Raw genomic sequence first — 14,003 nt, 5'->3', positions numbered from 1 at the left:
CGCCTTTCCGAATAGCGACTCATGGACTCCGCGCAAAGCAAATCGCCGCCGTGGCACTCAGCCGTCACCCTGATGTGGCGCAGTCATCCCTGGTTGACCCTGGGCACGGTCCTGACGGGCCTCATCAGCGGCGTGGCGTCGATCGCGGGCGTCGGCCTGATCAGCCGGGTGCTTCACGACCAGGACGATCGACCGATGCTGTTGACGATCTTCATCGTGGTGAACGTCGTCGCGGTGATCTGCCGGAGCGGCGCTGCCGCGATGCCGTCCTACGCGTGCATGAAGATCATGACGCGATTGCGCGTCAACCTGTGCAAGCGCATCCTGGCGACGCCGCTGGAAGAGATCGACAGGCGCGGCGCGCCGCATGTGCTGACGATGCTGACGCAAGACATTCCGCAACTGAGCCAGACCCTGCTCACCATACCGACGATCCTGGTTCAATCCGTCGTCCTGGTGTGCAGCGTCGCCTATCTCGCCTATCTGTCGTGGATCGTTTTCGCGTCGACGCTCACGCTGACGATCGTCGGCCTGGTGCTCTACCTGCTGTTCTATCGAAAGGCGGCCAATTTCACGGAACGCGTGCGCGACGAGTTCGTCCAGTTCAACGAATACACGCACAGCCTCGTGTTCGGCATCAAGGAACTCAAGCTCAACCGGGCCAGACGACGCTGGTTCACCAAGGCGGCGATCGAAGTCTCGTCACGGCGCGTGGCGGGCTACAACTTCATCGAACGCTTCTGGTTCATGACCGGCGACAGCGTCGGCCAGGTCACCGTGGCGGTCCTGCTCGGATTCCTGCTGTTCGGCGTGCCGTCTCTCGGCGTCGTGGATCCCGCCGTACTCACGGCGAGCATCCTGGCCGTGCTCTACATGATGGGGCCGCTGACCATGCTGATCAACATCCTGCCGATCGTGGCCGAGGGCAAGACCGCCCTCGCCCGACTCGCGGAATTCGGTTTCCTGATCGACGACACGCCGGATTCATCCGGCCAGCCGCACGCGCCCGGCATGGGGGAATCCACGCCGATCAGGTCATGGCGGCGTATCGAGTTGCGCGACGTCAAGATGACCTACCGTGACAACGCGTCGTCGGCCGACTTCGTCCTGGGTCCCGTCAACCTGACGATTCACGCCGGAGAGCTGGTCTATGTGATCGGTGGCAACGGCAGCGGCAAAAGCACGCTGGCGAAGGTGCTCAGCGGCCTCTATGCGCCAACCGAAGGCCATATTGCCCTGGATGGAAAGGTCATCGACGACGATGCGCGGGAGCCGTACCGGAATCTGTTTTCCACCGTATTTACCGATTTCCATCTGTTCAACCGCATCATCGGGCCGGACCATGAAAGCACGAGCAGCGAGCGTGCGCAGGAATACCTCGAAACCCTCAAGCTGGCCGGCAAGATCGAAATTCACGACAAGACGTACTCGACGACCACGGCCTTGTCGACGGGGCAGCGCAAGAGACTGGCGCTGCTCTGCGCCTACATCGAGGATCGCCCGATCTATATCCTGGACGAATGGGCGGCCGACCAGGATCCGGTTTTCAAGAAATTCTTCTACGAGGTGCTGGTGCCCGATCTGCAATCGCGGGGGAAATGCGTGATCATCGTGACCCATGACGATCAGTATTTCAGGCTGGCCGGCCGGGTCATTCGCCTGGATAGCGGTCGCATCTACTCGGATTCGGCCAGGTGTCCCGTCAGCGCCGACATGGCAGGATGACCGGCGACCCGGGCCGCCGGGTGTCATCGGCGGAGCGACGATGCGATGCGGTGGCCGCGCGTGCGTATGTCGAACCCTCCGTGCAACGAGCGGGCGGCCGGACGACACCGCCTCGCCACGCGGCGATCCCGTTTTCAACGAACGGCGGATCGCCCGGGCCGGCGACCGCGTCAAGAGCCGGATGCGTCGATCGGATCCGCTGCGCCGCGCGCCGCACCGGATCCGATGGCCGGTGCTTCGTCGGTTTGTCCCGGATATCCCTGACAAATGGATGAGCGGCACGATGTTCGGATCATGTCGGCGCGCGTCGCGCGCGAGCGCAGCTTCGGCGCCTCGTCAGGCGTCTTCCGACAGAGTTGAACGGATGGTCGATGAAGCAGCCGAAGCCGGGACCGCGATCCGATTCGCGAACGGAAGCGGCGTCATGCCGCCGCCGTGCACGGCGCGCCATTGTCGATCATCCATTTCGTGAGCCCGTGCCGGCCGCTGATGCCGAGCTTCACCGCGGCACGCTTGATGTACGTCTCGACCGTGGTCTCCTTGACGCCGAGCTCGCCGGCCATTTCGCGCAGCATCTTGCCCGCGAGCAGGCCGAGACACACTTCGCTTTCGCGCGCCGACAGCACGACCGAGGCGCGCGCAAGCCGCGATTCGAATTCGTGGCGCAGCGCCTCGACACCGGACGCGACCGCCACCGCACCGCGCGGCGTCCCGCCTTCGCGCACGCCCTGCTGCCGCGTCGATGCGTGCCACTCGACGAGCGGCAGCAGCGTATCGGCGAAATTCCTCAGGAACGACATCTCCTGCAACGAAAAGTCGCCATGCGACGCCGCGCGATGCAACGAGATCACGTAGCGGCGATTCGCCTTGCGCGACACGAGGTGGCACTGGAATCCGATGCCCGCCCCACGCGGCGGCGCGACCTCGCCGCCGTTGCCGCGCCGCATCGGATCGACGTGAATGAGCTGGCGGTCGCAAGCGGCCACGATCCGGTTCCGCAGCGGATGCGTCGCCGGTTCCCGCTCGCCGTGCACGTCCAGTGCGCCGCCGCGTCCGTCGTCGCGCGTCGCGCCGAACGCACCGAGCGATTCCACATGGACCACTTCGCCCGCCGGCTCGTCGAGCGTCCATTCCGTCATCCTGGTGGTTGCGACCGGAATCGATCCGACCAGCAATGCATGCATGTCGGATGCGAACCGCTCACTGCCGGCGCTCGAAATCACCTTCCCGAGCTTCGCGAAGATCGCGACCATCTGACTCTCCTTGTCGTGCGTGCTTGATGACGGCGGCGCAGGGGTTGACGATTGCCGGCGAACCCTGCCATCAGCTGAAACATTTATTTCGTTCATTGAGCGTCGCGGAATCAAAGCGTGCTCCTCGCGTGTTTACCGAAGAAAACGCGACAAAAAAATCGAAACGATTCCCTTCATTGATTTGATGCACGAATGTCGTAGCTGCGTATGATAGCCACGATTTAAGACATTTGCTGACAATTGGATATTTTCTTCAGGCGCCCCGTTCATAAAAACTGAAATTGATTCACACATCATTTTGCAACGAACCGATTTGCCATTATTTTCCACGATATTTCGCAACAATCCGGCCGTGCATTGCGCCCGGGAGTTCTTGTGTCTGCTTTTGCGTCTCCTTCCGTTTGAGAAACGTCGTTCCAGGGAAATTGAGGTAGATTTCATCCATGATTATTCGTTCTCCATCGCGATTTTGGCATTGCGCACCGCTTGTCACACATTGAACAGATTGATACCATTTCGGCGATGTAAGGGGCAAATCATCAATCTGCCATGAATTGTGAGTGACTTTATTCAGAAATTCGAAACGTCAGAATAGATATTCACGCGTAATAGTCCTTTATTGATCGTCGCAGCCAGCGCTTCGGCACGCGACATTCAGTCGAATTCCCCTATTCGCCTGCCGGCAGGACAGGCCGGCGCCAGTTGAAGAAAAAACCGGACGGCTTTTGGATTTCCTTCCAGAGGTCCGCGATGATGCGCTTCCGCGAATCGCCGAACCGGTCGTCTTTTCAATCCGGACCGGCCAACGCTTTACCTCGCATCTCCGCTGTTCGAATTGCCGCATCCCGGTATCAACGCGTTATCTGTCGTCTTTCCGATCGTCAAAACCATTCCGAAGAAACGGAGCACACCATGAGTCAAGACTTCCAGGACGAACCTGCGTCGCGCCGCGCTTTCCTCGCCGATATGGCGAAGCTCGCGGCTGCAGGCGTCGTCACCGGCTGGACGCCGCTCTACCAGATTTCGGCCAACGCGCGGACGGCTGACGCGACGCCGCCCGGCTTCCCGGCCGATATCCCGCTTTACAAGCAGGCGTTCCAGAACTGGAGCGGCGAAATCGCGGTGCAGGACGTATGGACGGCCGCGCCGCGCTCTGCCGACGACGTCGTCGCGGCGGTCAACTGGGCGCGCGCGAACGGCTACCGGATCCGCCCGCGCGGGTACATGCACAACTGGTCGCCGCTGACGCTGGATCCGGGCGCCGGTGCCGCGAACCTGGTGCTGCTCGATACGACGAAGTCGCTGACGGCCGTCTCCGTCGACACGTCGGCAAGTCCCGCGCGCGTCACCGCCCAGACGGGCATCTCGCTGGAGTCGTTGCTCGCGACGCTCGAGCAGTATGGCCTCGGCGTGATTGCCGCGCCTGCGCCGGGCGACATCACGCTCGGCGGTGCGCTCGCAATCGATGCACACGGCACTGCCGTGCCGGCGGCCGGTGAAACCTTGCAACCGGGCCACACCTACGGCTCGCTGAGCAACCTCGTGGTCGCGCTCACCGCGGTCGTGTACGATCCGGCCCGGCAGCAATACGTGCTGCGCCGGTTCGAGCGCGGCGATCCCGAGATCGGCGCGTTCCTCACGCACATCGGGCGGGCGTTCGTCGTCGAAGTCACGCTGACGGCGGGCCCGAACCAGCGGCTACGCTGCCAGAGCTACGTTGACATTCCGGCATCCGAACTGTTTGCGCCGGCCGGCACGTCGGGCCGTACGATCGCGTCGTTTCTCGATCGTGCGGGCCGGGTGGAAGCCATCTGGTTCCCGTTCACGTCCAGCCCGTGGCTCAAGGTCTGGACGCCGACGCCCAGCAAACCGTTCCTGTCGCGCGCCGTCACGCAGCCGTACAACTATCCGTTCTCCGATTCGATTCCGCAGTCCATCTCGGACCTCGTCAAACGGATCGTGATCGGCGGCGAAGGCGCATTGACGCCGCTGTTCGGCCAGACGCAACTGGCCATCACGGCCGCCGGTCTCGCGCTCACGCTCAGCGGGGATATCTGGGGCTGGTCGCGCACCGTGCTGCAGTACATCCGACCGACGACGCTGCGCGTCACCGCGAACGGCTACGCGGTACTGGCGCGGCGCGCCGACGTGCAGCGCGTGATCAGCGAATTCGTGCAGTTCTATCAGAACCGCGTCGACACGTACAAGGCGCGCGGCGAGTATCCGATGAACGGTCCCGTCGAAATCCGCATCACCGGTCTCGACAAGCCGGCCGATGTCGGCGCCGGCGCGGCCGTGCCCATCCTGTCCGCACTCAAGCCGCGCCCCGACCGGCCGGATTGGGACGTCGCCGTGTGGTTCGATATTCTGACGTTACCGGGCACGCCGTCCGCCGATCGCTTCTATCGCGAGATCGAACAATGGATGCTCTCGAACTACACCGGTTCGTATGCGACGCTTCGCCCCGAATGGTCGAAGGGTTGGGCCTACACCGCTACGGCTGCGTGGCAAGACGACACGATGCTCACCAGCACGATTCCGAACCTGCATCGTGAAGGACAGCCGGCGTCGAGCACGTGGGATACGGCGCGCGCGACCCTCGAACGCTACGACCCGAACCGGATCTTCCGGTCGCCGCTGCTGGATCGGTTGATGCCGTAGCGATCCCGGCGGATGCGGGACTCGAAATTCGTGGATGTTGCGGATGGCGTTCGCTTGAACGCCAATCGTGGCCGGACAATCGCGACCCTGCCTGGTTTTCACGTACGGCGTGTCATGCAGCAGCGCCGCAGGGTTTCGTATTTCACGGGCGTGCAGTAGCCGATCGACGCGTGCATGCGCTGTCGATTGTCATAGCCCTCGATCCAGTCGACGATGTCCAGGCGCGCCAGCGTGCGAGTCTCGTAGCGCGTTTGGCAAATGCGCTCGACCTTCAGGGTTTAAGAGAAGCGCTGCATCGGTGCGTTGTCCCACGCGTTGGTGCGCCGGCTCATCGAGACCGTCATGCGAACTCGGCGCAGCGGGCGCCGATCCCGCAGTTCCCCAGCGTCGCCACCGGCACGCCCGGCCTGCGAGCGGCCTCATGCTGACCGCCGCTCTCGGTCAGCCGCACCGCCTCGACCTTGAATTCCTGCGTGTACGGCCGTCTCGGTACCGCGTTCTCTGCCATGCGCTTCTTCATACAGACGAAAAATGATCAAACTTCGTGCTGTACGCGGAATCGAGGCAGGGTCAACGCCGGGATGATGATGCGCGTGAGTATGGCACGCGAATCGCGGTCGTCAGCGATCGCTGCCTCACGCGGCAACCACACTCGACCGATGCGACACGCGCCCGGCGAACCGGTGTATGCGGCTTTACAAAGAGTCGTCCCCCAGCGCGTTTTTCTCTTCCAGAGAGAACTGCTGCACGACCCGATGCAGGCGGTCGGCCTGCTCCGCGAGACTGTTGGCGGCTGCCGCACTTTCCTCGACGAGCGCTGCATTTTTCTGCGTGGTCGCGTCGAGTTGCGAGACCGCTTCCGTCACATGTCCGATTCCAGCCGACTGCTGCCCGGTCGCGTCCATCATGTGGTCAATCAGTTCGCTTACGCGTGATGTCTGGTCGATGATGTCCGTCATGCCGCTGCCCGTCTGGTCGACCAGCACCTTGCCCATCTTCACACGCGATGCGCTTTCGGCGAGCAACTGCTTGATCTCGCGCGCGGCGGATGCCGATCGTTGTGCGAGCGAGCGCACTTCCCCCGCTACCACCGCAAAGCCCCGCCCTTCGTCGCCGGCTCGCGCCGCTTCGACGGCAGCGTTGAGCGCAAGAATATTGGTCTGAAATGCGATCGAGTCGATGACGGAGGTGATGTCGTTGATGCGGGACGACGCCTCGTCGATGCTGGACATCGTCTCGACCACCCGATTCATCGCCGCACCGCCGCTGGTGGCCGCAGACGATGCCGAACCTGACAACGTACCCGCTTGCGTGGTGGTATCCGCGGTCTCGCGCAGCCCTTCGCTGATTTGCTTGATCGATGCCACAGTGTTCTGAAGGCTGATCGCCTGACTTTCGGTACGTCGACTGAGATCGAGCGTACCAGAGGCGATTTCCGCAGACGACTGCTTCACGGCGTCGGCAGCCTGGCTCACTTCGGTCATCGCCTGTTGTACGCGGGTCAGCGCGCTTTTCAGCGAATGAGCCGACGCGGAATTGACGTTGACTGGCGACATGTCGAGACATATCGCCGAACTCCGGTTCACGTGACGCACCAGGCCTGCCAGTTCGGATGCCTCGATCGAGAACGAGCGCAGGCCGATCGCGAGATACACCTCGATGGAGGTTTGCACAATCACATACGCGGCGTGCAGCAGAACCTTGGGGAAATTCGCTTCGGCGGTGCAATACACGCCGAAATGCAGCGCCATCAGACGATCGAAAGCAATGTGCTGAATCGCGAACAGAGCCGCGCCCAGCACGATCGGGCGCCAGTCGCGATAGACCAGCGTCAGGCCCAGCAGCACGAACACGCCGAAGTGCAACTCGGTCAGCCCACGGCTGAGTTGTATGTGCAAGGTCACAGCGGCGACGTTGCAGCTCACCAACCCGACCCAACCCCAGGTGGTGCCGCGACCCATGAAGTAACACCCGCTGCCGATCAGTATGACCGCGCACGCAAACGGCAGTCCGAGCGCCAGATCGTCGTAGACAACGCCTAATGCAATGCAGGCAACGAACGATGCCAGCAACGTCGCATACATCACCAGATCGCCGTTCCGCGCGATGCGGGCGAGGTCGTCCTTGGGACCGCGTTGAGCCGCCCGCTTGCTGTTTACCTGATCCATAACTTACCTGAGAATACTTGTCGTTATCGGGTGCTGACGCACAACGCCTGATTTCGCGCGCCGCAGTCGATTCTGGCGCTAGCTTTGGCGACGGCTGAAGACTCAGTCCCGTCCAACGGATAACGGCAAATGGCATCGATTCCTGAGCCGCGCGGAACAGGCTTCGCGGGATTTCGATGGGCAGTTACGACAGCCTTGGCTTGAACGTCGGCCATTCCGGACGATTGGCTGATCGTCTCTTCCTCGCCGGAAGCCGTCCGCGGCAGCCGAGCTGACGCCGGTCAAACAGTCCTCCAGGGGGAAACCCCGGCGCGGCGTCGAGAGCGAACGATTCGCAAACGGCGAATCGCATGCAGATCATATGCTCTGCGGTCGTGCGAGGGCGTGTACGACGCCAATCGACATCCTTGCCTTGCTCTACGCCTGGCCGACTATGACACGCAGGACCAACGCCGCCTTCGTGTAACGCTGCATCGTGAAACCCGGTGCGCATACGACACCTTGGGCGAACTCCGCCAGATCGGTGCGCTAAGAGACGGTTTCAAAAAGAGGCATGGCTACTGCTAACTGATATGACTTCCCATGTCAACGACGAATGGCTTTTCAGTTTTTCCATAGGGTCCTGAATTTCCTGAGGGCGGCGTAGCAGTAATGTCGACGGCGGCTCACACTGATATCCGCGGGGTTGGCCACCGCATTACAGAGGTCCGTCTCACGAGCCTGCCGCGTCCTTTTGCCGCAAATCGGGTGGCGCTCGTTGCGAAGTTGACGCGCGGGTTACTCGAGTACCGGGGTACGCCGCCTTCAGGAAACGCCTTCCAGTGTCCGTCAACAGTCAGACGTTGCGGATGACCACGCGATTATGTCGCTCGTTCGCTAAACCGCAGCGGTCTCGGAAAGGTTCGCTGGGTAGTCGGGCGCACGCGTGCCTGGTTGCATCACCTCCGGCGCCTTCGTATCCGTTTCGAGCGACGTGCCGACATCCATGAACCCTTCCTCAAACCTGGCTGCTGCCTGATCTGCTGGAACACCTTGCAGCGGAATCAAAAGTCTTTATGAGACGGTCTCCTGGACAAACAGACTTGCACACCCGTGGGTGTGCAAAAGGTTATCTCCGTCGCCCGACCCGCTGACAACTCGCTTGCTATCAGAAGCGATGCCCGATTCCCACAAAGACGAGGATCGGATCGCCGACGAGACGTGTCTTGACCGCCAGTGTTTGCTGCCCCGTCGAGGAGTGGGCTGTGACAACCGCATCGGCCCGCAACGGAATGTAGCTGGCCGATGCGAGCGCGTACCAGTTATCGGCCAGCCTGTATGAAAAGCCCCCGGTGAATGCCGCGTTCCACGACGAGCTCAGGGATGCATCGACCGTCCCGCCCGGCCCCGCGAATGCCTGCATCGATCCCGCGAACGCCGGATCGAGCTGGACGGCTGAAAACCGGGAATAATTCACCCCGATACCCAGATACGGACGAAATGCCGAAGCGCCGGAACTGAAATTGTACTTGACGAAAATCGTCGGGCTCCATGCGCGTGCGGATGCAAGCGGTTGAAGCTTGCCCAGGTCGATTCCGGGCCCGGCAGGACCCAAAGGCATCGCCATCCCCTGCTCATACATATTGAGCTTGGGCGGAACCCCGAGCGCGGCTTCCACCGAAACATGGTCCGTCAGGAAATAATCCACCAGCACTTCAGCCATAAGCAGATTGTGAATCTGCCCGGTCGTTTCGGACCTGAACGTCCCTGCCTCGGACGTGCTGCTCAAATTCCGGAACGAAGACAACCCCGCATCGACCCATGCAACGCCCGGTGTAACAACCCAACTGCCCGAACTCTGCGCGAACGTACTTCCACAAGCGACGCCCAAAGACAAGGCGCCAATCCATGCTCCGATTCTCCTCATTCATGTCTCCTTATTTTATATGGATAGCTAATTAACTAAAATGAATCACCTTCTTCTCACATTCATTCGGCAAAATTCACGCGACACGCAAGTGCGATTGACCGCAGACAGTCAAACCATCTTCCAGCTGTTCGTGTTAACCCTCCGGGGAAACCCGGTCAAGCGCCACAACAAACGTGGACGGTCGAACAAAACCGGGGCGCATCCCGCTGCGGAAGCGAACCGGTCGATGAATCGTAGGGATCGCCTTTCCGCAACACTGTCTGCCTGCCGACAGTGTTGCGAAGCTTCCCACCGGGGTTTACTCTGAACAGGGCAACCAGACAATCAATTCGGATTACGAATTTAAATTTCAACGCGCCTTCCCTTCGACCGATCCGATCGGATTTCCGGCACTGTTCTCCAGGATGCGCTTCAGTCTAGAGATGTCGCGAATGCCGACGTCGAAGATGCCCGGTCGCGCTCTCATGGACAGGGCGGATACGTTCGTCAGATCCGGTAGGCAATGGAGCGATCACGGAGCCACGATTCCAGGCTATCCACCCACGCTTAACGGCCGGTCAACGACAATTTCATCTGCTAGATTGGGTCTTTGCACCTCATTCCGTGACTCGGCAATTGAGGATTCGACCAATGGTTGCCAATGCGCATGGCGGCATGTGGCCGGACGAGCGCGGCATCCCGCGCGCCGGCCACCCGCCGATCGGCAAACCGCGCCCCGCGGCCCGGAGCGGCTTGATCACGCGGCACGCCGTTCTGCCTCGCCTTTCACGAGGCAAATCCGCAGCCTGGCAGCGAACCCCGCCCTACGGTCGCACGTCGGCCGATGTTCCGTGAGCGTCCCGTGAGGACGGCAGCGACATCACGCCGGCCCGCCCCCTCGCGAAGCCCCGAGTTGTTCGTTGAAGAAGGCCCGGGTACGCTCCGCGATGGTTTCCTTGTCGAAGTCGATGGTTGCGACATGGTATGAATTTCCGAGCACGAGCAGCCGCCGGTCGACCGAGCCGATGCCATCGAGAATGGCATGACTGCTCGCCGGGGGAACCACATGATCGTCCGGCGACACCATGACGAGCGTCGGGCACACGACGTTCGGCAGCAGGTCGCGCGTCACATTCATCAGGCCGTAGATCTCCTTGATCGTCGCCACTGGAATCTCGCGATAGGCCACCTCCGTGACGTCCGGGTCCTTCACGTCGTTCCCGACGCCCACCAGATACGCCGGCGCGTCCTTTTTATAGGCCAGCTCCGCAAGCGCGGAAGTCCCGAAGTAGAGGCACGCGTTGATTGGCACGGCCGCCTTGATGACGTCCGCATACTGCGCCGCCATATACATGGTGAGACAGCCGCCCATCGACAGTCCCGCCATGAAGACGGTCGAACAGCGCTGCGACAGCAGGTCGAGCCCCTCTTCGAGCGACCTGATCCAGTCGGTTGCGGTCGATTCCGCCATCGCGGCAGGTGAATCCCCGTGGCCTTGCAGCCGCGGCGCATGCACCGTCCACCCTTCCTTTTCGTGCAGATATTCCCCGAGAAACCGCATCCCGGACGTCGTTCCCGTGTAGCCGTGGGAAAGCAACACGCCGATCTCGTTGCCCTCCAGAAGGAAAGGCTGGCCGTTGTCCCGATAGATTTCCGATTCCATGATTTCAGTGCTCCTTTTTCATTCGCCTGCCCGGTTCTTCACACCATACACGATCGCTGCAATCGCGATGGCCACGCCCTGAGTCATCAGCTTGCCCGACTCCTCGACGCCCATGACGGTCGGCATCGGGAAAGCAGCGTGAACACGACTACCGCGGCCGTCGGGCCGGCGACACGCCCTCTTCCGCTCCCGAACATGACCCCGCCGGGAATCGGCGGGGCCGCCGAACTCATCATGATGTCGGGGCCGAAAGCGATGAGGAACCGGGTGGCCGGCATCGCTGCGCCGACAACGTGTCCGTGCGCTCCGGTGTCCCTGATGTGTCTGCTTTGGGTCGTATTCGAAATGAACGCATGGCCGGTCGTTCGAGAATCTCGCGCAACGGGCCTTGCTCGCGGAGCCGCCCGCACCCGACGAAGTCGGGCGCGGGCATCGATTCGCTTACCCAGGCGTTTCAGCGGATGGCGACGTTCTACGAGACGCGAGATCCGATGCGGTCGACCGACCGGCGTCGAGTGCCCTCGCCTACAGGACCTCGAAGAGTCCGGCCGCCCCCATCCCTCCGCCCACGCACATCGATACGACCACGTACTTCACCCCGCGACGCTTTCCTTCGATGAGTGCGTGGCCGACCAGACGGGCGCCCGTCATGCCATATGGATGACCGATGGAGATGCTGCCGCCGTCGACGTTGTAGCGATCGGGATCAATGCCAAGTTTCTCCCTGCAATACAGCACCTGGCATGCAAATGCCTCGTTGAGCTCCCACAGGCCGATATCGTCGATCTTCAGGCCGTGCTGTTTGAGCAGCTTGGGAATCGCATAGATCGGACCGATTCCCATTTCTTCAGGCGGGCAACCCGCCACCGCCATGCCGCGATAGGCACCGAGCGGCGTCAAGCCCCGCCGCTCCGCGAAGCGCGCCTCCGTGAGCACGCATGCGGATGCGCCATCCGAGAGCTGGCTGGCGTTTCCGCCCGTGATGCAGCCACCGTCCAGAACGGACTTGAGGCCGGCCAGTCCCTCATAGGTGGTGTCGGGCCGGTTGCCCTCGTCCTTTTCCAGAAGCACGTCCCGATAGCTGACGGCGCCCGTTTCCTTGTCCTGAACCTTCATGCGCGCCTCGACGGGCGCGATCTCGTCGTCAAGCCGCCCCGCTTGCCGGGCAGCCGCCATCCGGCGCTGCGATTCGACCGAATAGCGATCCTGCGACTCCCGCGAGATGCCATAGCGACGCGCCACGTTCTCCGCCGTGTGCAGCATCGGCATGTATGCATGCTCGACTTTTTCGATCACGCGAGGATCGATGTCCCGTCCGGCCCACGCAAAATAGTCGTTCTGCACGGCGGAGATGTTCTCCTGCCCGCCGGCGATGCAGGCCGTCATGCCGTCGAAGGCGATCTGCTTGGCCGCCGTGGCGATGGCCATCAACCCCGACGAACATTGACGGTCCATGGTCTGAGCCGGCACGCTGGTCGGCAATCCGGCGGCGAACACGGCGTTACGGGCCAGGTTGCCGCCTGCCGTGCCCGCCGCCAGCACGGTTCCGATCACCGCGTCATCGAACACGTCGCCTTCCAGACCGGAGCGCCGGACGGCATGCTCGATGGCATGCGCCATCAGCGTGGGAGACCGGGTGTCGTTGAAGGCGCCGCGGAAGGCCCGGCCGATCGGTGTCCGGGCGGTTGAGACAATAACAGCTTCACGCATGTAAAAAATCCTCTGCTTGATTTTGACCGTCAGCCGGCGGCTGCCTTGCTGACAAAGCGCATCGTCTGCTGCGGCGCACCCTCCAGCGCGCACTGCCCCGACGCGTTGGAGATCTCTTCGAATCTCGCGGCAATGACATCCGGAGTGCGCAATTCCTCGGGGAGATAGAGACCTTCCGTTTCGTAGATGACGCTCCGCGCAAAGACGCCGCATCCGGCGCCCAGAATGACCCGCGACGGGGCTTGATCGCTGGCCAGGAACAAGACCCCCGGCGTGATGGATTCCGGCGTCAGGCGTTGCAACGCATCCTCCGGGATGAGACCCTCGGTCATCCGGGTCGCCGCGGTAGGGGCGATCACGTTGACACGGATATCGTATTTCTGACCTTCGAGATGGAGCACGTTCATCAGCCCCACCATGGCCGCCTTCGCCGCGCCGTAGTTCGACTGGCCGAAGTTGCCGTAGATGCCCGAGGCCGAGGACGTGAATACGATGCGCCCGTACTTCTGTTCGCGCATCAGGTCCCATACCGCCTTGGTGCAATTCACCGTTCCCCGGACGTGGACGTCCATCACTGCCCAGAAGTCGTCCAGCGACATCTTGGCAAACGTGGCGTCGCGCAGGATGCCGGCGTTGTTCACCAGGATGTCCACGCGGCCCCATTCGGCCCTGGCCTCCTCCACCATGGCCAGCACGTCGTCGAAGTGCGCCACGTTCGCACCGTTGGCGATGGCCTCCCCGCCGGCCGCGCGGATGTCCGCCGCCACCTGCTCGGCCGCCGCGAGACTCGCGCCGCAGCCGTCGCGACGGCTGCCCAGGTCGTTGACGACCACCCTGGCGCCACGTGCGGCCAGCCCCAACGCATGCGCACGTCCCAAGCCGTTGCCGGCCCCCGTCACGATCGCGACCTTGCCGTCGAATCGAATACTCATGTC

The 14,003-nt window shown here is 62.2% G+C and carries 9 protein-coding genes and 2 pseudogenes; 3 read left to right on the top strand and 8 right to left on the bottom strand.

Annotated features, from left to right (window positions below; translation table 11 throughout):
• Nucleotides 1-21 precede the first annotated feature (21 nt).
• Complete coding sequence (locus GQ56_RS0105625; RefSeq protein WP_031397716.1) at nt 22-1,725, top strand: cyclic peptide export ABC transporter; 1,704 nt, start codon at nt 22-24, stop codon at nt 1,723-1,725.
• Between the two features lie 422 nt (nt 1,726-2,147).
• Here the strand turns inward: GQ56_RS0105625 and GQ56_RS0105620 are convergent, their stop codons facing one another.
• Nucleotides 2,148-2,978 carry a helix-turn-helix transcriptional regulator gene (locus tag GQ56_RS0105620; protein WP_031397715.1) on the bottom strand — a complete coding sequence of 277 codons (831 nt, stop codon included), beginning with the start codon at nt 2,976-2,978 and terminating at the stop codon, nt 2,148-2,150.
• Nucleotides 2,979-3,890: 912 nt separating this feature from the next.
• Here GQ56_RS0105620 and GQ56_RS0105615 point away from each other — a divergent pair.
• On the top strand, nt 3,891-5,639 hold the full coding sequence (locus GQ56_RS0105615) for a cholesterol oxidase substrate-binding domain-containing protein (RefSeq protein WP_031397714.1): 1,749 nt from the start codon (nt 3,891-3,893) through the stop codon (nt 5,637-5,639).
• A 98-nt stretch (nt 5,640-5,737) separates the two neighbouring features.
• Here GQ56_RS0105615 and GQ56_RS40715 read toward each other — a convergent pair.
• The 3 genes and pseudogenes from GQ56_RS40715 to GQ56_RS0105605 all read right to left on the bottom strand — a co-directional run.
• A pseudogene (locus GQ56_RS40715) lies at nt 5,738-5,986 on the bottom strand (integrase core domain-containing protein); the annotation flags it as partial.
• A complete protein-coding gene (locus GQ56_RS45520; RefSeq protein WP_161788548.1) occupies nt 5,980-6,147 on the bottom strand; it encodes a hypothetical protein in 168 nt (55 codons plus the stop codon). The pseudogene GQ56_RS40715 and the gene GQ56_RS45520, both read right to left, overlap by 7 nt.
• Before the next feature lie 187 nt (nt 6,148-6,334).
• Entirely contained in the window at nt 6,335-7,807 is a 1,473-nt protein-coding gene (locus tag GQ56_RS0105605) for a methyl-accepting chemotaxis protein (RefSeq protein WP_052007183.1), read from the bottom strand.
• Nucleotides 7,808-8,677: 870 nt separating this feature from the next.
• On the opposite strand from GQ56_RS0105605, the pseudogene GQ56_RS43940 reads away from it, so the two are divergent.
• Nucleotides 8,678-8,866 (top strand): annotated as a pseudogene (locus GQ56_RS43940) (IS5/IS1182 family transposase); the annotation flags it as partial.
• A gap of 88 nt (nt 8,867-8,954) precedes the next feature.
• On the opposite strand, the gene GQ56_RS0105595 reads toward GQ56_RS43940, so the two are convergent.
• From GQ56_RS0105595 to GQ56_RS0105575, 4 genes are all read right to left on the bottom strand, one after another.
• Entirely contained in the window at nt 8,955-9,713 is a 759-nt protein-coding gene (locus GQ56_RS0105595; protein ID WP_031397711.1) for an OmpW/AlkL family protein, read from the bottom strand.
• An 862-nt stretch (nt 9,714-10,575) separates the two neighbouring features.
• Nucleotides 10,576-11,358 (bottom strand): alpha/beta hydrolase, encoded by a 783-nt coding sequence (locus GQ56_RS0105590; protein WP_052007182.1) that lies wholly within the window; start codon nt 11,356-11,358, stop codon nt 10,576-10,578.
• Between the two features lie 525 nt (nt 11,359-11,883).
• Nucleotides 11,884-13,068, bottom strand: coding sequence for an acetyl-CoA C-acyltransferase (locus GQ56_RS0105580; RefSeq protein WP_031397709.1), 1,185 nt, complete (start codon nt 13,066-13,068; stop codon nt 11,884-11,886).
• A 29-nt stretch (nt 13,069-13,097) separates the two neighbouring features.
• On the bottom strand, nt 13,098-14,000 hold the full coding sequence (locus tag GQ56_RS0105575) for an SDR family NAD(P)-dependent oxidoreductase (RefSeq protein ID WP_031397708.1): 903 nt from the start codon (nt 13,998-14,000) through the stop codon (nt 13,098-13,100).
• Nucleotides 14,001-14,003 lie beyond the last annotated feature (3 nt).

Origin of the sequence: Burkholderia paludis (genome assembly GCF_000732615.1) — a bacterium.
Taxonomy (GTDB): domain Bacteria; phylum Pseudomonadota; class Gammaproteobacteria; order Burkholderiales; family Burkholderiaceae; genus Burkholderia; species Burkholderia paludis.
Note: the sequence above shows the minus strand (reverse complement) of the source record. Positions and strands in the feature narration are given on the sequence as shown.